Source organism: Micromonospora sp. WMMA1363 (assembly GCF_030345795.1).
In the GTDB taxonomy this organism is placed as follows: domain Bacteria; phylum Actinomycetota; class Actinomycetes; order Mycobacteriales; family Micromonosporaceae; genus Micromonospora.
Genome location: NZ_JAUALB010000015.1, coordinates 87,964 through 111,598, shown reverse-complemented (window position 1 = coordinate 111,598; position 23,635 = coordinate 87,964). Strand labels below are relative to the sequence as shown.

Genomic DNA, 23,635 nt, shown 5'->3' with positions numbered 1-23,635 from the left:
ACCGCCCGGGCCACCCGTCGCGGGCGGCCCCCAGTAGAGACCCGCCGGGTGTGGGGTGTGCTCGCGGTCGACGCAAACTGGCAGTCGGGCCGGGATGGCATGCCGGGCCGGGCCCGTAGCGCGGAATTGGCCGGCTGTTCGGTGCGGGTGGTAACCGATGCCTGGGCACGTGCAGAGGCCCTGCATTGGGCAACACGGACGTGTCGAGGTCGACGGCTGACTCTTGCAGAGCGGATCACCACGGGCCGCACCCGGGATCGAACGATGTTCGACCTAGCGCCTCTTCATCGGAGCGACATAGCCGGCCGCGCTCCTTATGTGCCAGTAGCCCTCGCGGTCCTGGCCGATCTGGCGGAGCATGCTGCCACGTTGCTGGCCAACGCTGAGGCCCACCTCGACGCTACCCGCGCCCAAGCGGACAGCTGGACTGAACGGCCAGAAGTCCTGCGGCGAGCTCGGATGCGCGCTGCAGTAGCCAGCAGCGTCGAGCGGACCCGAGACATGATCCGGAACTCAGGCTCGACCCTAGACATCCATGGGAATTTCCGCTCCCCCCACACAGTGTTCTCAATGTTGAGTGTTTACTCCTGCTTGTCTTGGGGTTTCGGATTCTCCCCAGGCAACATGTCTCGCTCGAACAGAGCTACCAACCGGCGCAAGCGCCGGAGAGACCAGGACGGCGCTTCGCGCTCACCAACGAACAGACTCGATGATCATGCGCAAGTTGAGTCACGACCTCTAAAGCGTCCTAGGGTGATTTCGTCGATATCTAACCGTACGGCCTATAGACGTCCACCATGGACAGACTGGGCTTTCGAGCTCGCGCGTGCGCTACAGAACCGGTGGTGCTGGCTAACCGAGGTGCCAATCATGCGGCTAGCCGCCACGCTCGGTCCTCGGCTCGGGCCGGCTTGGACCGAGGCCACTGCCGATGCCCTGACCGATTTTGTGCAGCGGGCGCGGCCGGTACCGGTGCTCACCGATCCGCATACACCGTTGGGCTACCTGCGCCGAATCCTAGACGAGGCGCTAACCAGCGGCGAGCAGCCGCCGTACCCAGCTGCTTTAGCCGATGCCCATCAGCGGGATCAGGAGGCAGCCCAGCGGTCACTGGCCGCGACACAGGCCGCCGTCGACCGTGCTCGCCTAGCCACTATCCGCGCCGAGTGGAACGCCCGGGAGCAGGCCGCACAAGCCGAACGCGCCGGCTGCAGATCAGCTCGGTCCGCCGCCCTCGCCGCCGCGCGAGGTGACCACATCACCGCTACCGCCGACTGGCCGGCGGTCTCTCAGCCGGGCGCCGGTCTCCCAGGGCGATTGCGTAGTCGGCCAGCGGGCCGTTGACCAGGAGTTTCGGGACGAGCTCGGCCTCTGCTTGTCGTTTAACCTGCCGGGTCTGTCGATGTGACCCTGGTCGATCATGGGGGCAGCCCTTGCGTGATCATGGTTCTTGCGAAGGAGCCATGACTCACAACAAGGGCTGCGGTGATCAGTGTGAACGATGCCGGTCGGCGTGCCGCGTTCGGGGAGTTGTCGGAGTTCCAGCAGGAGTTCTACCGGTCTCTGCGCCGCCGGGCGGACGCGTTGTTCGAGCTCACGGATTCGGTGTTGTGCACCGACGGGCCGGTCACCAGCTTGGTCGGGTTGTCACTGGCGGCGGAGCATCGTCGCGGTCACGGCGCGTTGTACGACGCGGTGAACAGCGGCGTTGTCGAGGTGGACCGGTTGCGGCGGGCGCTGGTCGGGCTGCCGTTGCCACGTGACCGCGACGGCCGGATCGTGCTGACGGTCGATGTCAGCCCGTGGTTGCGGCCCGACGCCGCGACCGCGGAGGCGCGCTCGTTCTGTCACGTGTACGGCCGTGGCCGTAACGCCGCGCAGATGATCCCGGGCTGGGCGTACTCGTTTGTCGCCGCGCTGGAGACTGGGCGTTCGTCCTGGACCGCGGTGCTGGATGCGGTGCGGATAGGGCCGATCGAGGATGCCACCGAGGTGACCGCCGGGCAGGTTCGGGAGGTCGTCAACCGGCTTCGTGAGCACGGGCGGTGGTGTGACGGCGACCCGAGGGTGCTGATCGTGTTCGACGCCGGCTACGACGTGACCCGTCTGGCCTGGCTGCTGCGCGACCTGCCTGTGGATCTCGTGGGGCGGCTGCGTTCGGACCGGGTGCTCTACCTACCCGCCGCGGCTTCGGCGCCGGGGCGGGTCGGACGCCCGGCCCGGCACGGCGAGGTCCTCGACCTCGACCAACCGGAAGATCATCCGGACCCTGCCGTGGCCACGGTCACCGAGACCCTCCGCTACGGTACGGCGTTCGCCGACGCATGGGACCGAACCCACCCGAGGCTGACCCGCCGTGGCGGGTGGGCTGAGCATGCGGGACCGCTACCGATCATCGAGGGCACCGTCATCCGGCTGTGCGTGGACCGGCTGCCCGGTGACCGCAATCCGAAACCGGTGTGGTTGTGGGCCTGCGCGACCGGGCTGAGCGCGTCGGAGGTGCACCGAATCTGGCAGGCGCACCTGCGTCGTTTCGATGTGGAGCACACGTTCAGGCTGTTCAAGCAGACCCTCGGATGGACCCGGCCCCGGCTGCGGGATCCGCGAGCCGCCGACCGGTGGACCTGGCTGATCATCGCCCTCATCGCCCACGATCTCGCGAACCCGGCCGATCAGGTCAGCGAGCCGGTCCGTCGGGAGTCCTGTCATACTTTCACAGCGCAGCGGCTGACCCTCGATCAACTTCCACACAAAGCTGATCTATCGGATCCCAGCCGCTGCGTCTACTCCGGACAGTCAACCCGGGTCACGGGCACCCTCGAACCTCACTCAACGTGACATCCATGGGTGTCGACCGAGTTTTGAATGGCCCTCCAGGTTTGCATGCATGCATGCATGCATGCATGCATTAGCTTTTTGGTGCGTACATGCTATTTTTATCACCCGTGTCCACGGAAGTGTGATTGAGGTTCGCGCTACTGATTGGCTAGGGCTGAACGACCATAATCAAATGAGGCGCCGGTCACATCCAGGTTTGGCCCGAGCAGGCGGTATCCACTTCGCGCAGCAGGCGCGGGGACACACACCGCTCTCCCTCTATCTTTTCTTAGGAGGATTCTAATAGCTATCCATACCCCCTCGTCGCCAGTACAAATTTTGGCGGCACCGCCCTCCTACCACCATCCTCGCAGTGGCGGCGCTACTCTGCCCGACCTCCTAGCGTGCCCACACATGTCCCCTAACGGGTTACTAGCAGAACTTCACCAACGGTGCGGCCGCGTTCAGAAACTGCGTGACATTCTACCACAGTACGACATCATCGCAGTGGCGTTCGCAAATCCAACCCTGACTCCCCAGTGAGATAGTTTTCAACCTTGACCCGCCATCGGATACGAATCGGGCGACGAGTTCAATACAGATATTGACACGAAGTAGAGCGACGGGAAGTCTGTAATCGGGTGGGCGACTCAAGGAGGGGGAACTGTCTGTCAAATCTTGGTCGTCGCCATGAAATAATCTGTTCAGCTTGACCAGTGGCTTGATTTGCTTTGCAGGTCTTCTGGAAAAACTATTCGACTTCCGGCACGCATTACTCTTACAGGCTTGCACGTCGTACAAACTGCAAAGCATAGGGGCTTGTTTCTGTAGCAGTAGCCAAGCATCCGGCTACTACATCAGCGAAGGCGCACCAACATGAGCGATTCACGGATCGGGATTTCTCTGATTCTTCTGTTGGTGGTGACGTGCCAGATAACCGCGTCCCGTCTGCGTATTCCCGCGATCATATTGCTGTTGCCGGCAGGGCTCTTAGCCGGTGCGGTCGGTCTAATCAACCCATCCGAGACATTCGGTCCCATTTTTCGGCCCCTGGTGAGCATAGGGATCGCCGTTGTCGTCTTCGAAGCCGCACTCGACCTCGACTTTACCCAGCTAAAGGGAATTGATCGGCAGATAACGCGACGCCTTCTCGTGTGGGGCGTGCCAATCACCTGGGCCGGCGCTGGCCTCCTCGCGTCGACTTTGCTCGGGCTACCGGCGAAGGCTGCCATCATGCTCGGCGCTATTCTCATCGTGTCGGGTCCCACGGTCGTAAATCCCCTACTAGAGTTTGCCCGCCCCAACGCGACCCTGATGTCAATCTTGCGCTGGGAGAGTACTACTCTTGACCCGATCGGTGCACTGATCGGGGTACTAGTCTTCCACGCACTGCTGGCCAGCGAGTATGACCACCCGGTTCGCTTCGCGCTCGAATTTGCCTTTGACGTTATCGTGGGAATATCAGCCGGGATACTCGGTGCCGCCTTACTCTGGCTCGTTTTCCGTAGCATTGAGCTATCGAATTCGACCCGCGCGGTCACCACTATCGCCGTGGTCGTGGCCGACACGGCATTCTGCAACGTGTTGCGCCAGGAAACGGGTCTGACTGCTGCGCTTACCATAGGAATCGCTTTGGCTAGCCTACCAGGTCTCAAAGTTCCGATCACTGAGCAAGTGCGGCGGGCCATCGGCGAAATGATTATCGGGATGTTGTTCATTGCGATCTCCGCCGGTGTATCCCTGTACTCGCTACGTACGCTCTTCTGGCCATCCTTGGGAATAGCCGCCGGTCTGATGGTAATCATCCGACCTGCCGTCGCAGCACTGGCCACCGCCCGCACAACCTTAACTTATCGAGAGCGGATCGTCATCGCGTCAATGTATCCGCGCGGCATCGTAGCCGCATTCACCGCCACCGCCTTCTCCTCACGCCTAACGACGAAAGGTCTCGCCGGCGCTGAGGACCTCCTACCTACCACGTTCCTGGTCATCGCTGTGACCGTCACCGGATACGGGTTCACGGCCCAGCCGCTAATGCGATGGCTCGGGCATCGATAGCCTAACTTGATCTTTAACCTGTTCGGCGTGGGCAGGGGCTGCTGCAGGGCCCCGGAGTAGTCCGCGAATGTCCCTTTTGGCCTGAACTTGTCCTGAGGGACGTGACCGGATGAGGAGCGAGCACGACACCTGTGGATCATGAAGTTGTCTACGCTTCAAGACTCACCAAGGGTGTCGTGCTCGCTGTGTCATCATCGCTCATCGCCGGGGCGGAAGGTGTCAACCTTTTTGGGGCGGTCGGTTCAGGGGTTCGTTGACTGAGTCGTGGTGTCCTCGGGCTTGTTGATCCACGCGGTGGTGGGCAGGGCGGGTGGTTGCGGGATGCCGCGGACGAATCGTTCGGGGTTGCGGGTGTAGGCGGCGGTCAGGACGTCGGCGCGGACATCGCGGACCTGCCGGGCGTGGCCGTGGTGGACGTCGTGTGGGGTGTGCCAGCCGATGCCGGAGTGCCGGTGGATGGTGTTGTACCAGGTGAAGAAGGCGCGGCAGTGAGCTCGGGCGTCCTGGACGCTGCCGAAGCGGTCGGGGAAGTCGGGCCGGTACTTCAGGGTCTTGAACTGGGCCTCGGAGAACGGGTTGTCGTTGCTGCACCTGGGCCGGGAGTGGGACTTGGTCACGCCGAGGTCGGCCATCATCTGCGCGACCGTCTTGGACGCCATTGAGGTGCCGCGGTCGGCGTGGATGGTCAACTGCTCACGCGCGACGCCCTGCTTGGTGATCGCGTCGGACAGCAGCCGTTCGGCCAGGGCGGCGGAAAACCGACCGTGACCAGCAGCAACACGACAATGCAATAGCCCTGGGGTTCGGGGTGTCCAAGGCCACCGCGCACCGCCGGTTCGTCGCCTGGACCCCGGGCGGGTCTGTGGCACAGGTTGCACGTGGCCGCCCTTGACCAGCTCGGCGCCAACGGGTTGATCGACTGGTCCCGGGCCCCCCACCGCTGACGCGGCGTCGGTGCGGGCGAAAAAGGGGGCGGCCTGACCGGCCCGAGCCCGGTCGACCGGGCTCGGGCCGGCAGCAAGATCCACGCCCTGTCCGACCGTAACGGGCTGCCCCTGTCCGTCGAGGTGTCCGCCGCGAACACGCACGACAACCTGCGTTCCGCAAGATCACGTCGATATAGTCGGTTGGCGGGGATGAAGGTCCTGGTCGCGGGGTTGCAGCCTGGTGGAAATGACGGAAAGCCCTAGCCTGGGTGATTCACCGTGATCGCCGAGGTGTGCTGTTCGTCGGCGTGTAGATGAGCGGAAGTGCCTGCCCTGCAAGGGAAACTTGTGATTATGACATCTACAGGTTTCTCTTTGAGGGAGGCACTTCCGAGGTGGAGCTTACGGCGTGGTCGCGGGATCTGCGGGTCACCGCGGGTGGTTCGGGTGTGGTGTCGCACGTCGGTGCGGCGTTGCTGCGGTTGCTGGCGGATCGGGCCGGGTTGAAACCCACTGGCACTGTTACCCATCCCTCTGACATGCGGTTCGCATGAAAGTAGAGTATACGAGTGGATTCCCTTAGAGGCGGGCGGGTAGTGCACACTTTAACCTGGCCTACCGGAACACTGACATATTCTCTAAAACGCGACGGAGTGCGCCACAACTGAAGTAGATCCCGAGGGGTGAATCATGGTTGGCGAGTACATCACATCAGCGAATCTCCGGCGGTATTTCGCGGAGTTTCTTGGCACCTTGCTGCTAGTCTTCTTCGGGGTTGGTAGCGTAATAGCAGCCCGAAGAGAAAGCGGGGTCATTGTAATCGCCTTAACGTTCGGCTTTACCCTAGTAAGCCTGGTGTACCTTCTTGGCCCGATTTCCGGCTGCCACGTAAACCCAGCGGTCACGCTAGGTGTGCTAATTGCTGGTCGAATCCGGACACTTGAAGCGCTTTTCTACGGCGCCGCGCAGCTCGCTGGTTCGGCCACTGCAGCCTTGATGCTCTGGATTCTAGTTAAATGGGGTAACGTAAAAGATCAGAGCGGCGCGTTCGGTACCAACGGATACGGAAATGAAATAAACATGGCCGGCGCACTCCTATTGGAGACGACGCTCACCTTCTTGCTAGTCTTCGTTGTTCTAACCGTTACCGCACAAGGTAGAGATACGACTATTTCGGGGGTCGTGATTGGCATCACTCTTGCCGCCTGCAACTTGGTCGGGGTCGCGCTTGATGGAGCCTCGGTCAACCCTGCTCGGTCCTTCGGACCTGCAATCTTTGAAGGCGGAGACGCGCTTTCGCAACTTTGGTTATTCTTCGTCGCACCAATGTTTGGCGGGGGGCTGGCTAGCGCGCTTTCGCGAGCCATTTCAGGTTTCGCAAAGAAACAGTAAGGCCGCCAATCATTGAGCCCTTCCGGGTAAGGCTCTGATTACGGGGCGCGATGTTCGAGGTGCCCGAGATATACGGGAAACGCCTGATGGGCCGGGATGAGCCAGTGAAGGCGCGGAACGCCGGTACGAAGTGTTCCTCTCACAGACCACTCACTCCGGAGTTCCGCGCCGCCCATGAGTATCACCTATACCGCCACGTTGCCGGTACGCGACAAGACCGTGCTTTACCTCTCTGGACTGCTGCACGCCGAACGTCTCCGGCGCGGTACCCGGCAAGGGCGGCGGGCGCTGACCTGCTTCCGGCAGGCTGTGCTGGTCCTGCGCTGGCTGCTCGACGGCACCCGGATGAGCCAGCTGGCCCGCGACAACACGATCAGCCTGTCCACCGGCTACGACAACCTGCACGAGGCCATCGCGGTCCTGGCTGCCCAGGCTCCCGGCCTGCACGGCGTGCTGCTGGCCGCGAAGGCCGCCGGCTACGACTACGTCCTGCTCGACGGAACCCTGATCGAGACTGATCGGATCGCCACCCCGGGACCCACGCCGGGCGTCGACCTGTGGTGGTCGAAGAAGCACAAGAACCACGGCGGCAACATCCAGGTCCTGACCGCACCGGATGGCTGGCCGCTATGGACCTCCCCTGTACGCCCCGGCCGGGAACACGACACCAGCTGCCTGCGTGCTCACCCCGGCCTGCTGTCCACCCTCGCCGAGATCCGCGAGAATGTCCGGACTCTGGCCGACCTCGGCTACGAAGGCGAAGCCGACACCATCGCCGTCGCGTTCAAAACGCCCAAGAACGGCCAGCTCACCGACCTGCAGCAGACGTTCAACCGTGCCCACAACCGGCTTCGCGCTGTCGGCGAGCGCGGCAACAGCCTGCTCAAGACCACGTTCAAAGCCTTGCGCAACGTCAGCCTGTGCCCGTGGAAGATCGGGAACATCGTCGCCGGAGCCCTGACCATCCTCCACATCGAGCACGACCGAACCACCTGAAACGGGCACTACACACAGTCGCGGACCGTTACCCGTAAAGGCTCATTGAGCTGCCTCCCAGAGGGAGTGTCAAGTTAACGGCTGATCTTGGTTGTTGAGGTGGTCAGTTGTTGGCCGGGGTGAGCCGGCCTTCGAAGGCGATCTGGAAGGCGTTCAGTGGTGCTTTCCAGCGTATGGTCCAGCGTCGGCGGCCGGCTCCGGTCGGGTCGAGGCTCATCAAGGCCATGTAGACGCACTTGAGTGCGGCCTGCTCGTTCGGGAAGTGGCCACGAGCTCGCACGGCCCTGCGGATACGGGCGTTGACGGACTCGATCGCGTTCGTGGAGCAGATGACCTTGCGGATCTCCACGTCGAAGGCGAGGAACGGCACGAACTCCGCCCACGCGTTCTCCCACAGCTTCACGATCGCCGGATACTTACGGCCCCACGCCTCGGCGAACTCGAGGAACCGCTCGGTGGCGGCGTCCTCGGTCGCCGCGGTGTAGACCGGCCGCAGCGCTTTGGCGATCTTGTCCCAGTCCTGCCGGGCGGCGTAGCGGAACGAGTTGCGCAGCAGGTGCACCACACACGTCTGCACGATCGTGCGCGGCCACACCGTCTCCACCGTCTCCGGCAGTCCCTTGAGCCCGTCACAGACCAGCATCAGCACGTCGGCCACGCCGCGGTTCTTCAACTCGGTGAGCACGTGCAGCCAGTACTTGGCGCCCTCGCCGCCGTCACCGGCCCAGATACCGAGGATGTCGCGGTGGCCGTCGACGGTGACCGCCATCGCGAGGTAGATCGGCCGGTTCGCGACCTGACCGTCCCTGATCTTGACGTTGATGGCGTCGATGAACACGACCGGGTAGACCCGGTCCAGGGGCCGGTTCTGCCACTCGGCCATGCCGTCCATGACCTTGTCGGTGATCGTGGAGATGGTCTGCTTCGACACCTCAGCGCCGTAGACCTCAGCCAGGTGCGCGGCGATCTCGCCGTGGGTCAGGCCCTTGGCCGACAGCGACAGGACCATGTCGTCGACGCCGGTCAGACGCCGCTGCCGCTTACGCACGATCTGCGGCTCGAACGTCCCGGCGGCGTCGCGTGGGACCCGCACCTCGACCGGCCCGACGTCGGTGAGCACCGTCTTGGTCCGGCTGCCGTTACGGGTGTTCCCGCTACCCCGACCCGCCGGGTCGTGCTTGTCGTAGCCGACGTGGTCGGTGATCTCCCCATCCAACGCCGACTCGAGGACCCGCTTCGTCAGCTGCTGCAGCAGCCCACCCTCGCCGGTCAGCTTCAACCCGTCACCACGAGCCCGATCGACCAGCATCGCGATCAACTGCTCATCCGTGACCGCACCCACCGGCTCCACGGCCGGCTGTCCCACGGTGGTCTCGGTCGTCATCTGGCGTCTCTCCCTTGATCGGTCGATCAGCCGTTATTTGTACAGTCCCTCGCAGGAAACTGATGGCCCGACCGGAGCATCGCCGTGCTGTCTTACTCGCCACGATCCCGCTGTCCAGTCGAATCCCTGAACCGTCTCTCCGACCATGTCCGTAACCCCATCTAGGGGTAGATTGCAAGCAATAAATAAAGCATCAAAGAATTGATGATGTAATACGATTGTATCGATAGCCCCTTTCGGGTGAAAGGGGCTAAGCTTCATATTCGACTCCAAGCGAATCGGATATCTTTCACAAAGAATGGTCCACAACAGCTATTAATGCGTTGCTACAAAGGAGTGCGCTCATGGCGAATCCGAACCCCGTACCTCCACTCAAGGATATCGTGGATGGCTGCATAGAACACCTTATGTCTACAGACAAATATCAGGAAGATCAGTCGCCGAACATAACGCTGGCAGCCACTGTTGCGAATGAGCTGGTGATCAGTATGGTCAACGGGATGTCAGGGAAACACTGGTATGCCAAAGAGGCCAAGAAATACCTTAACGAGGAGGAGCGGGATGAAACTCTTTACGCGGCGCAGAAGTTCAATGGTCCAAGCAATCATGCAGAAATGTGCATTCTTTGCGTCTGCCATGACGACAATGATCCAATCTCATACATCAGATGCACTGCCAATAATTGCGACGCATGCCACGAAACGCTACGTTGGGCCGGCGTGACGACGCAGAATGGAAAAAATGGTAACCAAGGAGGCGGGAAAAGTCAGACCGGTTGGGTGCATCCGATATTTCCACTCTCGATCGGAACGCAGATATTCAGTGATGTCCCCTGGGCAGACCAGGTGGAGGCTCTGAAAGATGAAGTGCATGATGTGGTTAACTACCAATCAGGTGCTAACCTAACACTTCCGGGTGGCAATTCGAAAAAGGATACGACTATATCGCAAGACAAGTTGAAGGTTCTTTTTGGTACGCCGGGATCTTCATCCCAAGAGGTAACTCAAGCTAATGAGGACGACGAATAACATGGTAACCATTCAGCAGGTTCTTAATCGCCTGGCTTGATCTTGTTGGTGGTTCAGGGCCCCGGAGTAGTCCGGGAATGTCCGCTTGATCATGGGATGCCGTGGAGGTTGAGGGCGGGCTGTGGGCGTGGTGTGGGCGTGGTGTGGGCGCGGCGGGCGCTGGCGGTGTTGATCCAGCCGGTGAGGCGGAAGGTGCCGCGGATGATGTCGCGGCAGGGCTATTGCATTGTCGTGTTGCTGCTGGTCACGGTCGGTTTTCCGGTAGTCACGGCGTCGATGAGCTCGTGTGGGCGGTGACTGGCCCGGCGAGTTGCTTCGGCGATGTTGGTGGCGCCGTCGGTGTGGTGGTATCCGATTGCGGTGTTACGGAGGGTGGCGAACACGGCAGGACCGTTGTGGGTCCTGGCCTGGTGGGCGTCTTCACGTAGCGTGACGTCTCGGACGTGATGTAGGCGGTTCTCGATATGCCATTCAGAGCGCGCCCAGGTGCCGAGGTCGGCGGGTTGGGCCTGGTCGGCGGGCAGCGAGATAGTCAGGTACTCCGTTTCGCGAGTGGTCTTGCCCTTGATCGTGCGGGTCCGGGTGATCCGGACGGCCTGTTCGGCGTTGGGAAAGCCCAGCCCGCCGGGGGTCTTGACGGTGAGTGCCTTGACGGTGCGGGTCTCTTTGCGGCCGTGACCGGTCTCGCGGGTCTGTGCCCCGACCGGGACCTGCGCCCAGGGCAGGGCCTTGAGCTGGGCGAACAGCTTGGGTTGGTTGGCCTTGATCGGGACCATCAGATGAGCGTCGGCGGAGGCGAGCAGATCGGCGTGCCCGGTCTGGGCGTGCAGCGCGTCGGCGACGACCAGGACGTCCTTCAGGGATCCCAGCACGGCCGCAACCAGGCGTAGTAGTGGGGTGAACGCCGGGATTTCGTTCGACTTCGCCGTGATCTGAACCTGGGCGAGCACGATCCCGGTGCTGGTGTCGTAGGCCGAGAGCAGATGCACCTGCCGCCCGTCGGCGAGGCGGGCACCCCGGGCGACCTTCCCGTCGATGGCGATGACGAGTCGCCCCCGGCGCCCGCCGATCACGACCGGCCCGGCCCGCTCCCGCAACCAACACGCGAGGACCTGCGACAACACCTCGGCGTCGAGCCGGATCAGCAGCCGCCACACCGTCGTCGCGGCCGGTACCCGGCCGTCGAACCCGAGCCGGGTCCACACCGACTCGTCCTGGAAGCGCATCCAGTCCGCGACCGCGGCGAACGTGCACGCCCCGGCGAGTACCGCGCACACCGCCGCCGCCAGGACACTGACCAGCGGATACCGCCGGCCCCGCGGATCGCGCGGGTCGTTGATGACCGCCAACGCCACGAACAAGCTGCGGCGGTCACTGTCACGGTCGCTACCGGTGACCACAACCGGTGACGGCAGGCTGGGGGGTCGGTGCGGCAGCACGATCTCGGTCAGTGATGATGACATCAGCGGGTACGGTCCTGTTCTCGATCACGGTTGTCTTCGCAAACACCATGATCACCAACGGGCCGTACCCGTCCCACATGGACCCCGGACCTCGCCGAACCCCCTGCGAAACCCCAGTTCAACCGCCCTTTGATCGACTACGCAACAGCCCTGGATGTCGCGGAGGGTGGGCCGCGACTGCTCTGGCGATGCAGAACCGCGGCACCTGCTTCCAGGGCAGGCGCCGCAGCTGCGCGGCGAGTGTGGGCTGATTGTCTTTGACGGTGAACAGGTAGTGGGCGTGGCGCTGCTGCACGAGGTAGACGGCGTGGGCGCGTTGGGCGTGCATGGCATCCGCGGTGATCACCGTGTCGGTCAGGTCGGCCGCGGCGATCTGGTCCAGCAGGGGCGCGAACTCACCGATTTCGTTGGTCTTCGCGGTGATCTCGCGGGCGGCGAGGGTGACCGCGTCGGTATGACGCACGGCGGACAGGATGAACACGCGACTGCCGTCGGGCCGTTTGGCCCCGCGTAGACATTTACCGTCCACCGCGACGGCGGCGCGGCGCGGCCGGTCAGCGGGGGCGGCACGGTGAGCGCGACGCTGTTCCCGCTCGGGCACACCATCCGGAGTCACCGCGGCGGTCGCGGACCGGGCCAGCGCGGCCAGGTGCCCGTACCCGACGCCGGTCAGCACGCCCGGATCAACCCTGGCGTAGGCGTCACGCAGGGTCCGCTCGTCAGGAACCCGGTACCGGCCGGTCAACGGGTTGAACGGGCAACCCAGCCGGGCCAGTTCCCGCTGTTCACAGCGTCGGACCCACTCCGCGATCGCGGTCAGCGAGTTGTGGCCGGCCGCGCTCATCGCGCACACCCCGATCGCCAGCAACGTCGCCAACCGGTACCGCACACCACGAGGATCACGAGGGTCGGCGACCTGCGCCAACCGGTCCAGCAAGCCCGCAGACGGTGAATCGGCACCGATGGCGGCAGCCGCGGCGTGCCCCGCCCCGGCGATGAGCGATGATGACACAGCGAGCACGACACCCTTGGTGAGTCTTGAAGCGTAGACAACTTCATGATCCACAGGTGTCGTGCTCGCTCCTCATCCGGTCACGTCCCTCAGGACAACGTCAGGCCAAAAGGGACATTCGCGGACTACTCCGGGGCCCTGGGCTTGAATGTTGGCGCCGAAGTCGCGGTGCTTTCCGGAATACCCAGGCGTCGATGGTCTCGCCCCTGACCGACAGGGTGGTTTCGGTGAGCCGGTCGCAGTCGAACAGCTTGCCGTCGAGGATGACGTACGACCAGCCGTCGTCGGCGACGCGGCGTAGCCGGTGTGCAGGTCGGTTGCCTGGGCGGCGAGCACGGCGACGCCTTCGTCGCGGTAGCGGTACGCCGTGGCCCGGGAGATGCCGAAACCGGCGGCCAGCAGGGTCAGGTCCTCGGCTTTGCGGAACCAGACGAGCACGAGAAGTGCCTGGTAGAAGCAGGTCAAGGCGCGGGTGTCGCGCCGGGTTCCCCTGGCTCGGCGTTCGGCGGCGAGTAGCCGGCCGAGGTACTGCACGAGTTCCCTGGGCACGTCGATCGTGGCACGATATGCGATCACGCGGAGTCCTCACCGTGTAGGTGATCTTGTGGTGAGAACTACCTACCGAGGACTCCGCGCCCCGTTCCAGTACCGTCCAATCTCAGCACCTTCGCCCGTGTCGCACCAATCAACACATTTGCGTCGCTGAGATCAGCTCACTATCGCTACCTGTAACTAGCGTTCCGCGCGCAACGTGGTCTGTAGCGTGCGCCCGGGAAGGTCAGAACCCCGGCGGCGTACCCAGCGGGGCAGGGGCGACCGGGGTCTTCGAGCGGAGCTTACCGTTTGAGTCGGCACAGACGCGTCGAGGCACGTCAGGCGGAGTTGAGGCCCCGTCCTGATCGGTGGGTGCGCTTCGGCAGCCGGGACGGGCAGTAGAATGACAGTGAACGCTCTGGGCGTCCTCGGGCCACCAGAGTTCTGGTTCTAACCTTGGGTGGCGCTCACCGGTTCGGTGGGCGCCACTTCAGTTGCTCTGCCCTTTCCCGCACGTCCGGCGTGACGGCCCCTACGCTGTGCCCTGGCATCCTTTACATCCCGAGTGATGGCCCGCCACGGTCGATGTTCGGTCCACGGTGGGTGGTCGCGGTTGGGTTGTGGACTGCTGCGGTGCTCGGCTGCCTGCTGTTTGGCGCGGATGGCGCGTTCGCGGGTTTGTTCGGTCTGCCGGCCGAGGTCTTCCACGCGGGCGAGTATCGGGTCAAGGCGTTCACGCAGTGTGGTTTCGGCGCGGAGCCCGGCGGCGCGGCGCAGCAGGGCCTCGGGCGACTGCCGTTGTTGAGGGAACGATTCGGCTGCCAGGGTCCCCGCGGTGCGTGGCGGCTTCTCGTCGACGCGTATCGCTTCCGCCGCCCGGGCGGGCCAGTGGCGCTGCAGCTCGGTCAACTGTTGCGCGGCGTTCGGGGCGCGGCGTGCCAGTTGCTCGTGTGGGTACGCGGCCGCGCGGGCCTGCCCGGCGTCGTGGTCGGCCCGCACGGCGACGTCGACGAGTTGCCGTACCTGCCGGGCCACCTCGTCGGCGCGGGGGCGCAGCAGTTTCGCCAGCCGGCTACGGGCGTGCTCGGAGTGTTCCAGGGCGCGGATCTCGGCGCGGGCCTGCCGTGCGGTGTCCTCGTGTGCTCGGGCGGCCTGTAGGTGCTGCTCGGCCTGGCGGGCCGCGTCGACCGCGGCGGCCAGTCGCTCGCGCTGCTGGTCGAGTTCACGCATGGCCGGGCCACGCCCGGCGCGGGCCTCGGCGAGGCGGGCCTGCTCGGCGCGCTGCCGTCGGGCGTGGGCGGCCGTGATGCGGGCCGCGGCCTGTTCCGCGTGGGTGATCTCGTCGGCGAGCTGCCCGGTCGGCACCCTGCCGTAGGGGCGCCGCTGCCACGGCACGTAAGCGTCGGCGGCGCCGGCCGGGACGTGTCCGCCGCGGCCGGCGGCGGCCGGGCGTTGGCGGCGGGTGGTCTGCGCGCGCACGGCGTCCAGGCCGTCGCGCAGCTGCTCGCGGGTGAACCGGCCGGACGGCTCATCGCCGGCGGCGATGGCGCGTAGCTCGGCTATGACCTCGCGGCGGGTCTGCTCGTCAGCCGCGCGCCGCCCGGCCGGGTCCAGCCGGATCCGCTGCAGCCGTTCGCGCAGCAGATCCCGCTCGGTCGGCTGACGCAGCCGTTCGTCGTCGAGGGCGTCGACGCGGGCGGCGAGGGCGTCGACGTCGGTGACCGGGTCGCGTCGCGGCGCCGTCTGCGGCTCGGCCGGCTCGGCGTGTGGGTCCGCGCGGCGGGGCACGATCGGCTCCGGCGCCTCGCCGAGTTCGGCGAGCACGATGCCGTCCGGCTGGTCGTTGTGCACGCTGGCGGTGTAGGCGTCGACGGCCCGCTGCCGGGCCTCGGCCTCACCGGCCGGGATACCAAGCCGGGCCCGGTCCGCGTCGGTTTCCAGCCCGTCGAGGGCTAGCCACAGGTCGGCGCGGTGCCGGTCGCGGGACATGGCCGGGTAGAGCACGTGGGCGTCCATGCCGTTGCCGTAGACGAGGGCCTGGTCGCTGGTGAGGCCCTGGGCTTTGGCGGCGGTGATGGCGTAGGCGAGTTGCAGCCCGCCGCGCTTCACGTAGCCGGCCGGGACGGTGACGTGGGTGAGGACCGGCCCATCCGGGCCGATGCCGCGGCGTTCGATGGTGACCCGGCCGGCGTCGTCGATGCTGGTCACGATGCCGCGTTGTCCGTTGAGCACGCCCAGGGCACGGTTGTTCGTGCGGGTCATCACCTGGTCGCCGACGTGCAGCCTCAGGGCCGCGCCGGTCGCCACGGCGTACCGGGTGGCCTGGTCGAGTTCACCGGCGGCCAGGCGGTGCTGCTGGGCCAGGTGGTTGAGGGCGTCGACGTCGGCGTTGGTGTGCGCGAGCATCAGCAGCCGGTCGATCCGCTCGTGCGGGTCGGCCCATGCGGTACGCGCGGTCGCCCACCGCGCCAGTATCGCGGTGTGCGCCTCGGCCGGCGTCGCGGTGACGTGGACGCGGCTGGAGTCGGCCCACGTCTGCAGCGCGGCACGACGCTCGTCGGCCCGCCATGTTGCCAGCGCCTCGCGTTCGACGACGTCGCGTTGGCGGCGGTTCTCCGTCAGCTCCAGCCCACCGAGCATGGTGTGCACGGCGGCGAACACCCCGCCGACGCCGACAGCCCGGCCGAGGGCGCGGCGGGGCTGTTGGCCGAGATCAAGGCCGATCCGGGGCGGCCGGGGCTGGAGACGTTCCTGGACGAGGTCGCGAAGCTGCGTCGGGTCCGTAGTCTCGGGTTGCCGGCGGACCTGTTCGCCGACGTGGCCGAGCGGCGGGTGACGTTGTGGCGCAACCGGGCGGCCATCGCGGCGCCGTCGGCGATGCGCCGTGACAACGCCGACCAGGTGCGCCAGACCCTGTTGGCGGCGTTGTGCTGGCGGCGGCAGACCGAGCTGACCGACTCGCTGGTGGACCTGTTCATCACCCTGGTGCGGACGATCAACACCCGGGCGGTGAACAAGGTCAACAAGACGGTGGAGGCGGAGATCCGCCGTGTTCTGGGCAAGGAGGGCATCCTGTTCAAGGTCGCCGAGGCCGCTGTGGAGCATCCCGACGCGACCGTGCGGGAGGCGGTCTATCCGGCGGTGGACGGCGGGGAGCAGACGTTGCGGGCGCTGGTCGCCGAGGCGAAGGCGAACAAGAACGCGATGAAGGCGAAGGTCCGTACCGTGTTGGAGTCGTCGTACTCCAACTACTACCGGCGGATGCTGCCGCAGGTGCTGTCCAGCATGGAGTTCCGGTGCAACAACACCGCGTACCGGCCGGTGATGGACGCCCTGGACCTGCTGCGCCGCTACGCCGACCGGCCGAAGGTGCCCTACGACGCGGCCGAGGTCATCCCGATCGACGGGGTGGTGCCCGCCGACTGGCGGGAGGCGATCTACAACAAGTCCGGCAAGATCATCCGCACCTCGTACGAGTTGTGCGTGCTCAGCGCCCTGTCGGCGGCCCGCCGTGAACTCCAACGCCTGCACGTCGGCACGTTCACCGGCCCCACCGGCACGTTCCAGCAGGTCACCAGCCTGACCAAGCCCCAGCGAGACCTGCTCGCCAAGCTCGGCATCCCCCACCCCAAGCAGGTCCTCGACCTTCAGCCCGCACCCCGCTGACCAGCCGAAACGCCAACGCCTAGAGAAACGCCCTCCAGGCGGTCCCACCATGTCCGCCCAGGTCAGAACCAAGATTCGACTCTCCAGGTCACCGAATTACGTCGAACCCGGGCCTTAACCAAGGGCCGAGGCTAATGCGTCCCTCGCTGCTGGTGCGCCACTTGACGAGTCGTCGGAAGCCGGGTCGTTATCGTGGAATGTGGCGTGCCGAGAACCTTGCGGATCGCCCGCTCGTCGAACCGCACACCGAGAAACCGCATCAGCGCCCGGATGTTGTCGAGGCTGTCGTCGATCTCGTCATAAGAAAAGTGAAAGTGCCTGTCGTCTACATCGACTGTCAAGAGGCGCTCGTCGGCTGCCCTGATCTTCTCTTCGGCCCCCCTGACCTTCACCCACCAGGAGCTCTTCGCGACGGCCGCAGGATCGCGGTGGTTAAAGACGATCTTGCAGTTGGGGAACGCCTGGCGGAGGAACTCCAGGTATCCGGCGAGGTCGAGCATGTGTTCCGGGGTGTACCGGATCTCCTTGAACCCGAGGACCTTGTCGCCGGGCTCGGGACGCAGCACATTGAGCTGATCTCAGCGACGCGAATGTGTTGTGGGGTTGACCCGGTTTGACGGACAGGGTCGGTAAGTTGATCTCACGCTACCTTGCTCGTTGGCCTGCGGGAATAGGCCGTCGCCTCATACTCGGCCGGGCTCATGTAGTCCAGGGTGGAATGGCGGCGGCGGGTGTTGTACCACCCCTCGATCCACTCGAAGATCGCCGCACGGGCGGCGGCCCGGGTCGGCCACGCCCTCCGGTCGAGCAGTTCGGCCTTGTAGAGGGAGTTGAACGCCTCGGCCATCGCGTTGTCGTAGGACTGACCCCGCCCACCGACCGACAACCGCACCCCGTTGCGGTCGGCCAGCCGGGCGTACTGCGCACTCGTGTACTGGCAACCCCGGTCGCTGTGGAAGATCACCGGCCCGGTCGGGCGTCGGACGGCGATCGCGTTGGACAACGCCTGAGCGGGCAGATCGGTCCGTAGGTGGTCGGCGGTCGCCCAGCCCACAACCCGGCGTGAGGCGATGTCGATGACGGTGGCGAGGTACAGCCAGCCCTCCCACGTGTGGATGTAGGTGATGTCGCCGCACCAGCGGGTGTCGACCCGGCCGGCGGCGACGTCGAAGTCCCGGCGGATCAGGTCCGCCGACAACGCCGCCCCCCGGGTCGGGCACGGTCGTGGTGCGCCACCGCTTCGGCGTGCGGCCGCACAACCCGGCGCCCCGCATCAGCCGGGCGACCCGCTTGCCGGAGTGCCGCCGCCCCTGGGCGGCGAGTTCGGCGCGGACCCGGGGTGCGCCGTAGGTGCCGGCCGAGTCGGCGTGGATCTGCGCGATGCGGGCGGCGAGGTCTGCGTCGTCGCGTTCCCGCCGCGACGGCCCGGCACGGTGCTGGTAGTAGGCGGACCGGGAGACCTCCAGCAGCTCACAGGAACGCTTCACGTTCCCGTCGGGCCGCGCCTTCTCCGCCTTGATGAACGGGTACACGTTCACCGGGTCTCCCTCACGAAGAAAGCCGTGGCCCGTTTCAGGATGTCGACGTCCTCGCGGAGCCGGCGGTTCTCCCGCCGCAGCCGCGCCAGCTCGTCGCGCTCGTCGCTGGTCAACCCGTCGCTGCGGGTGCCGGCGTCGATGTCGGCCTGCCTGACCCACTCACGGACCGCGGTCTCGGTCAGGTCGAAGTCCCTCACGACCTGCGCCACCGATCGGTCACCCCGCCGGCACACCTCGACGATCTCCGCCTTGAACTCCGGCGTGAACGCTCTGCGCGGCCGGCGTGGTTTCTTGCCCATGCCTTCCATGATGAACATCCTCCCGAGGAGCACACAGCCCCTCTGAGCTGGGATGTCCGTCAAACCGGGTCAGGCCCAGTTGATTGGTACGACACGGGCGAACCGGGTCACGCCGGACGGTGCTGGAAGTGGGCGTGGAGCCATCGATAGACAGGTCTTTGCGACAAGATCCACGTCTTCGAGAGGGCTCCACGTGATTGCCTATCGTGCCATGGTCGACGTCCCCAGGGAACTCGTGCAGTACCTCGGCCGGCTGCTTGCCGCGCAACGCCGAGCCAAGGGGACACGGCGCGACACCCGCGCGTTGACCTGCTTCTACCAGGCACTCCTGGTGCTCGTCTGGTTCCGCAAAGGCGAGGACGCGACCCTGCTGGGCGCCGGGTTCGGCATCTCCCGGGCCACTGCGTACCGGTATATGGCCGAGGGTGTCGCAGTGTTGGCCGCGCAGGCCCAGGATCTACACACAGCCCTGCGCCGGGTCGCCGACGACGGCTGGTCGTACGTGATCCTGGACGGAAAGCTGTTCGACTGCGACCGGGTGGCCGAGACCACCCTCAGCGTCAAGGGCGACACGATCGACGCCTGGTATTCCGGCAAGCATCGTGACTTCGGCGGAAACGTTCAAGCGGTCATGCGCCCGGACGGCCTGCCGGTGTGGACCTCCGCGGCGATGCCGGGGCATCTGCACGATCTGACCTGCGCCCAACAGCAGGGCATCACGGCTGCCCTGAACTGGGCCGCCTCCGAACTCGACCTGCCTACCCTGGCCGACTCCGGTTACGAAGGCGCAGGTCAAGGCGTCAAAGTCCCGGTCAAGCAGCCCACCGACGGGCAGCGGCTCGCTCCCGACAACCGCGCCTACAACCGGCTGCTACGCGGACTGCGCTGGCAGGGCGAACGCGGCTTCGCGATCCTGGTCGGACGCTGGAAAACCCTCCGGCATACCACCGCCAGCCCACACCGGATCAGCGACATCCTCGCCGCCGCACTCCACCTGACCCATTTCGAGTACAAGTACCTACCGCAAAGTCGCTGAGATTACTTCATTGCTGACGAAGTTGTCGACCAATTCTGCGCGGAAGCGGTGCGGGCGGATGCGAGGTACTCCATACCAGGCGTTCTGCGGCACAAGGTAGCCGTCGCCCGAATACCTGTCGCATGCCTTGGCGATCGCCGTGTCGGCCTGGTACAGCCGGTACAGCGCGTTGTAGTTCTCACCGCAGATCCGGTAGCCAGGAAGGCTGTTCAGGATGCCCGCGAGCAGGGTCGACCCCGAGCGCGCGTACGTGACGATAAAGACGAACTGGTATTGCCTGGCGCTGCTCGCGCGCGTGGCCATCCGCAGCTTGACGCGCCGGAGCAGGCGGACGACCCTCCGGCGCAGCGGCGAGAGCCGGGCCCTCAACCGGCGCGGGACAAGGGCTCGCAAGGTGTCTCCAAAATGAGAGATGGGCCATCGCCAAAGTCCAAGATCGACGCGAATCTACCACGATGGGCATACGTAGCTGTCGAGTAGACAACTGCCGTACGCCGCGAATCGAAACGCCCCGACCGTGTGCTCGCGCTGCTCATCCTGCTGTTCGCACAACCGCTGAACCGAATCGCGGGCTCGGGGTCGGTGCAGACGTCCAGGCGGTACTCGTCGGTCGGGCGGCGCGCAGCTCGGCGGCGTGCCGGCGCCGCTCCCGGTCGGTGCGGGAACTCCCGCCAAACCCGCGACGACCTGCACCAACAGCCCCACGAACCTTGCCGTTCGGATCAAGAGCAAACGGCAACATTCGCCAACGAAGCCACGCCGCCGGCGTCCAAGCCGCGACCTGGGATCTCTCGTCTCGGTAGCAGTGGGTCTCTCATCTCCTGTCAGCGGTGATCTCTCACCTGGTGTCAGGGCTTGAGCGGCGGGTTGAGCACGTACGCGACCGGCCGTCGATCCCCCGGGCCGGTCAGCGGGGTCCACGGGTGCTGGTCGAGGTGGTTGAGCGTGCCGGTGATGTCGCGGACCGCGGCGTAGAGGCTGCGCCGGATCCGATCGGCCCACACGGTCACGTCGGCGTGGTGCGCCGCGCCAGCCCCGAAGTGTCGAATCGGGCCGCCGGCCGCCGCTTGTGGGCCCAATCCCGGAATTGGTGGACCTTCCCACGCCACGTAGGCGGCGCTCGGAACTCCCGCCCCCGATCGGCACCCGCGTGAATCCTCGCGTACGCGCGCGCGTTTTGTGCTTGAACGTTCACACACCACGAGGTTCAGCCACGAGCTGACCGCCGCTGGCGCCTGTCACAACGGCCACGACCTGCGCTGACAGGTCGATAAGGTGCGATGTGGACGGACTCCGCCGCCGTCCAAGCCGCGACCCGGTGCACCCCCGGATAGCCGCCAAGGTTGGCACGTCTTATGGGTTGGCACGTTCCGCCAATCTCACGCGGGTTTCCTTGCCGGTCCGAGCACCCCTGATGCTCGTTTCGGGTGCGGCGTTCCGCGGCCCTGTTTCAGGGGGCTGGCGGCGCGACGGTGGCCCCGTTGCCACCCGTTGCTGGCCTGGTCGGCAGCCGGTGGATTGGTGGTGGTGCCGGTCGTACCGCCGCACTGGCTCACACGCCGAAACTCGCGGCGAGCCGCGCCCTCACCCGCGCCCAGGACGCCGACATCGACAGGTGTAGCGTCCGGCCGTACACGGGCTGGGGCGCAGTGGACGGAACGAGGGTGAGAATGCTGATGGCGGGTGTGCTGAGCCTGGACGAGCTGATCGGGCTGCTGGACCGGTTCGGCATGAAGGTCGCCGTCGACCTGGACGATGCTGCCGCCGACGGGGTAAGCCCTGAGCTGGTCACCGCCCGCCTCGCGCACGCCCTGGTCGGCGTGGTCGAGGCCCACGCCAGCCGAGCCGAGGACGCCGCCCGCACCGCCGGCGCCGGGGTCGACGACATCGCCGAGATCACCCTGATGGCGTTCGCCGGGGCGAACTGCCAACGCGAGTCCGACGAGTGGGCCCTGATCGAGTGGCGGGCCGTCAGGCTGGCGATGGCGCTGTCCGGGCTGGACTTCGGCGGCCCCATACCCCGTCAGGGGCAGGTGGGCTCCGGTGACGTCCTCGTCCGCACGATCCGCACCGTCGCCGGAGCGCTGTCGGGAATGGCCACCGCCAAACGGACCGCGTCCGACCCGCTGCGCCCCGCCGGGGAGGCCACCGACGCCGGCCGGGCCCTGTCCAAAGCTATGGACGCCCTCGAACGCGCGGCGGCCGACGCGGCGCTGCACCGCAACCTCGGCGACCTGATGCGGATGACCGACTGAGACACGGACCACGCTCTGATGGACCACGACAACGGCACCGGCGGACCACTCGCGCGCTACTCACCCGAGGCCCGGGTCGCGGTTTTCATCGACTTCGAGAACCTGGTCTGCGGGGCCGGCAAGGGCCTGCCTGGGCAGAGCGACCCCATCCCGGCCAAAGCGCTGACGCACCTGTGCCGCGGCTTCTACGGCAACGCCTCCATCCGCAAGGCGTACGCCGACTGGGCCAACACCGGCTTCGGCCGTCACCAGCCCGCGCTGGCCTCGGCCACCACCTGGCCGTCCCGCTCGACCTGCAGCACGCGGCGGTCCTCGTCGCAGCTGGTGCGGTACGAGCAGGTCGGCAGGCCCGGCGCGGGCAGGTCACGGCGCATGTAGGGAGTCACACTGGCGGAAACCGGCAGTAGGTCGGGATGGGCTGGGGCTGACAGGCTGTCTCAAGATCGCATGCGTCGGCTTTGGGGTGTCAAAGAATCTCGAACGTGTTTTCTTGACACCCGCCTCAACTTCGAGATCTTGAGAAGGTCCAGGTCGAGTGTCAAGAAACACGTGTCAATAAAGGCGCTGTCAGCCAATATGGCTTGCGGGACCGTGATTGCTTTACACTCGGCCGGTGAGGATCGGCTACGCCCGGGTGTCGACCCGCGAGCAGAACTCCGTCAGTCAGCGCCAGCTACTGGCCGAGGCCGGCTGCGAGGAGATCTACATCGACGAGGGTGTGTCGGGCAAGACCGCCAGCCGCCCGGAACTGGACAAGGCCCTGACCCGGCTGCGCCGCGGCGACACCCTGGTCATCACCCGGCTGTCGCGGCTGTTCCGCAGCCTCAAGCACCTGATCAGCCTCACCGGTGACCTGCGTGAGCGGGGCGTGGACCTGAAGGTCACCCAGCAGGACATCGACACCTCCACCTCCACCGGCCGACTCATGTTCCACCTGCTCGGCGCATTCGACGAGTTCAACCGGGAACTGATCGTGGAAGGCACCCGGGAGGGCCTGGCCGCCACCACCAACCGCGGCCGCAACGGCGGGCGCCCGCACAAGCTGTCCATGCGCCAGATCAAGCAGGTCTACCAGATGCTCGACGAACGCGGCCCCGACGACCGTCCGGTCTGGAACGTCACCGGCATCGCCCGGCACTTCGCGGTGTCCCGCCCGACCATCTACAAACTCATCGACGACCGCGCCGAACTGGCCGCCCACCTCACCGGCCGATAGCCGCACAGCGGAAAG

General features: G+C 65.7%; 19 protein-coding genes and 3 pseudogenes. 10 read left to right on the top strand and 12 right to left on the bottom strand.

The genetic code is table 11. The features are described from left to right. The first annotated feature begins 1,494 nt into the window (after positions 1-1,494). Positions 1,495-2,838, top strand: a complete 1,344-nt coding sequence (locus tag QTQ03_RS29570; RefSeq protein ID WP_289281240.1) for an NF041680 family putative transposase — start codon at positions 1,495-1,497, stop codon at positions 2,836-2,838. Positions 2,839-3,693: 855 nt separating this feature from the next. Further along, on the top strand, positions 3,694-4,875 hold the full coding sequence (locus tag QTQ03_RS29565) for a cation:proton antiporter (RefSeq protein WP_289281239.1): 1,182 nt from the start codon (positions 3,694-3,696) through the stop codon (positions 4,873-4,875). Between the two features lie 242 nt (positions 4,876-5,117). On the opposite strand, the pseudogene QTQ03_RS29560 reads toward QTQ03_RS29565, so the two are convergent. Then, positions 5,118-5,636: pseudogene (locus QTQ03_RS29560) on the bottom strand (transposase); the annotation flags it as partial. A gap of 855 nt (positions 5,637-6,491) precedes the next feature. On the opposite strand from QTQ03_RS29560, the gene QTQ03_RS29550 reads away from it, so the two are divergent. After that, positions 6,492-7,193 carry an MIP/aquaporin family protein gene (locus QTQ03_RS29550; RefSeq protein ID WP_289281238.1) on the top strand — a complete coding sequence of 234 codons (702 nt, stop codon included), beginning with the start codon at positions 6,492-6,494 and terminating at the stop codon, positions 7,191-7,193. A gap of 174 nt (positions 7,194-7,367) precedes the next feature. Continuing rightward, on the top strand, positions 7,368-8,189 hold the full coding sequence (locus QTQ03_RS29545) for a transposase family protein (RefSeq protein WP_289281237.1): 822 nt from the start codon (positions 7,368-7,370) through the stop codon (positions 8,187-8,189). Positions 8,190-8,292: 103 nt separating this feature from the next. Here the strand turns inward: QTQ03_RS29545 and QTQ03_RS29540 are convergent, their stop codons facing one another. Beyond that, entirely contained in the window at positions 8,293-9,498 is a 1,206-nt protein-coding gene (locus QTQ03_RS29540) for an IS256 family transposase (protein ID WP_289280776.1), read from the bottom strand. Positions 9,499-9,917: 419 nt separating this feature from the next. On the opposite strand from QTQ03_RS29540, the gene QTQ03_RS29535 reads away from it, so the two are divergent. Then, positions 9,918-10,601: a hypothetical protein gene (locus QTQ03_RS29535; RefSeq protein ID WP_289281236.1), complete on the top strand. Its 684-nt coding sequence runs from the start codon at positions 9,918-9,920 to the stop codon at positions 10,599-10,601. A 218-nt stretch (positions 10,602-10,819) separates the two neighbouring features. Here the strand turns inward: QTQ03_RS29535 and QTQ03_RS29530 are convergent, their stop codons facing one another. The 4 genes from QTQ03_RS29530 to QTQ03_RS29515 all read right to left on the bottom strand — a co-directional run bounded on the left by QTQ03_RS29530 (position 10,820) and on the right by QTQ03_RS29515 (position 16,259). Continuing rightward, positions 10,820-12,064: an ISAs1 family transposase gene (locus QTQ03_RS29530; protein ID WP_289279424.1), complete on the bottom strand. Its 1,245-nt coding sequence runs from the start codon at positions 12,062-12,064 to the stop codon at positions 10,820-10,822. Between the two features lie 118 nt (positions 12,065-12,182). Next, positions 12,183-13,076 carry a transposase family protein gene (locus QTQ03_RS29525; protein ID WP_502889898.1) on the bottom strand — a complete coding sequence of 298 codons (894 nt, stop codon included), beginning with the start codon at positions 13,074-13,076 and terminating at the stop codon, positions 12,183-12,185. 72 nt (positions 13,077-13,148) lie between these two features. Next, a complete protein-coding gene (locus QTQ03_RS29520) occupies positions 13,149-13,652 on the bottom strand; it encodes a transposase family protein (RefSeq protein ID WP_289281235.1) in 504 nt (167 codons plus the stop codon). 408 nt (positions 13,653-14,060) lie between these two features. Next, a complete protein-coding gene (locus tag QTQ03_RS29515) occupies positions 14,061-16,259 on the bottom strand; it encodes a hypothetical protein (protein ID WP_289281234.1) in 2,199 nt (732 codons plus the stop codon). Here QTQ03_RS29515 and QTQ03_RS29510 point away from each other — a divergent pair. After that, complete coding sequence (locus QTQ03_RS29510) at positions 16,212-17,276, top strand: hypothetical protein (protein ID WP_289281233.1); 1,065 nt, start codon at positions 16,212-16,214, stop codon at positions 17,274-17,276. The genes QTQ03_RS29515 and QTQ03_RS29510 overlap by 48 nt on opposite strands. A gap of 131 nt (positions 17,277-17,407) precedes the next feature. Here the strand turns inward: QTQ03_RS29510 and QTQ03_RS29505 are convergent, their stop codons facing one another. The 4 genes and pseudogenes from QTQ03_RS29505 to QTQ03_RS29495 all read right to left on the bottom strand — a co-directional run bounded on the left by QTQ03_RS29505 (position 17,408) and on the right by QTQ03_RS29495 (position 19,131). Beyond that, entirely contained in the window at positions 17,408-17,842 is a 435-nt protein-coding gene (locus QTQ03_RS29505; RefSeq protein ID WP_289281232.1) for a sulfotransferase family protein, read from the bottom strand. 74 nt (positions 17,843-17,916) lie between these two features. Next, positions 17,917-18,480 (bottom strand): annotated as a pseudogene (locus QTQ03_RS29500) (IS3 family transposase); the annotation flags it as partial. A gap of 43 nt (positions 18,481-18,523) precedes the next feature. Continuing rightward, positions 18,524-18,763 (bottom strand): annotated as a pseudogene (locus tag QTQ03_RS30510) (IS3 family transposase); the annotation flags it as partial. 47 nt (positions 18,764-18,810) lie between these two features. Continuing rightward, the gene (locus QTQ03_RS29495) at positions 18,811-19,131 is read right to left on the bottom strand and encodes a transposase (RefSeq protein ID WP_502889683.1); all 321 of its coding nucleotides are present in this window, start codon (positions 19,129-19,131) and stop codon (positions 18,811-18,813) included. Positions 19,132-19,306: 175 nt separating this feature from the next. Between QTQ03_RS29495 and QTQ03_RS29490 the strand changes: the two genes are divergently transcribed. Next, positions 19,307-20,149, top strand: a complete 843-nt coding sequence (locus QTQ03_RS29490) for a transposase family protein (protein ID WP_289276277.1) — start codon at positions 19,307-19,309, stop codon at positions 20,147-20,149. Here QTQ03_RS29490 and QTQ03_RS29485 read toward each other — a convergent pair. Continuing rightward, positions 20,132-20,542 (bottom strand): sulfotransferase family protein, encoded by a 411-nt coding sequence (locus tag QTQ03_RS29485; protein WP_289281231.1) that lies wholly within the window; start codon positions 20,540-20,542, stop codon positions 20,132-20,134. The genes QTQ03_RS29490 and QTQ03_RS29485 overlap by 18 nt on opposite strands. Before the next feature lie 455 nt (positions 20,543-20,997). Then, on the bottom strand, positions 20,998-21,159 hold the full coding sequence (locus QTQ03_RS29480; protein WP_289281230.1) for a hypothetical protein: 162 nt from the start codon (positions 21,157-21,159) through the stop codon (positions 20,998-21,000). A gap of 666 nt (positions 21,160-21,825) precedes the next feature. Between QTQ03_RS29480 and QTQ03_RS29475 the strand changes: the two genes are divergently transcribed. The 3 genes from QTQ03_RS29475 to QTQ03_RS29465 all read left to right on the top strand — a co-directional run bounded on the left by QTQ03_RS29475 (position 21,826) and on the right by QTQ03_RS29465 (position 23,620). After that, entirely contained in the window at positions 21,826-22,404 is a 579-nt protein-coding gene (locus QTQ03_RS29475; protein ID WP_289281229.1) for a hypothetical protein, read from the top strand. An 18-nt stretch (positions 22,405-22,422) separates the two neighbouring features. Next, entirely contained in the window at positions 22,423-22,782 is a 360-nt protein-coding gene (locus tag QTQ03_RS29470) for a PIN domain-containing protein (RefSeq protein ID WP_289281228.1), read from the top strand. 235 nt (positions 22,783-23,017) lie between these two features. Then, positions 23,018-23,620: a recombinase family protein gene (locus QTQ03_RS29465; RefSeq protein WP_289281227.1), complete on the top strand. Its 603-nt coding sequence runs from the start codon at positions 23,018-23,020 to the stop codon at positions 23,618-23,620. The last annotated feature ends 15 nt before the right edge of the window (positions 23,621-23,635 follow it).

Excerpts from the sequence above, each read along its gene's own strand:
- QTQ03_RS29565 (WP_289281239.1), top strand. The coding sequence starts at position 3,694 with ATGAGCGATTCACGGATCGGGATTTCTCTGATTCTTCTGTTGGTGGTG.
- QTQ03_RS29550 (WP_289281238.1), top strand. The coding sequence starts at position 6,492 with ATGGTTGGCGAGTACATCACATCAGCGAATCTCCGGCGGTATTTCGCG.
- QTQ03_RS29545 (WP_289281237.1), top strand. The coding sequence starts at position 7,368 with ATGAGTATCACCTATACCGCCACGTTGCCGGTACGCGACAAGACCGTG.
- QTQ03_RS29540 (WP_289280776.1), bottom strand. The coding sequence starts at position 9,498 with ATGCTGGTCGATCGGGCTCGTGGTGACGGGTTGAAGCTGACCGGCGAG.
- QTQ03_RS29535 (WP_289281236.1), top strand. The coding sequence starts at position 9,918 with ATGGCGAATCCGAACCCCGTACCTCCACTCAAGGATATCGTGGATGGC.
- QTQ03_RS29530 (WP_289279424.1), bottom strand. The coding sequence starts at position 12,064 with ATGTCATCATCACTGACCGAGATCGTGCTGCCGCACCGACCCCCCAGC.
- QTQ03_RS29495 (WP_502889683.1), bottom strand. The coding sequence starts at position 19,131 with ATGTTCATCATGGAAGGCATGGGCAAGAAACCACGCCGGCCGCGCAGA.
- QTQ03_RS29475 (WP_289281229.1), top strand. The coding sequence starts at position 21,826 with ATGGCGGGTGTGCTGAGCCTGGACGAGCTGATCGGGCTGCTGGACCGG.
- QTQ03_RS29470 (WP_289281228.1), top strand. The coding sequence starts at position 22,423 with ATGGACCACGACAACGGCACCGGCGGACCACTCGCGCGCTACTCACCC.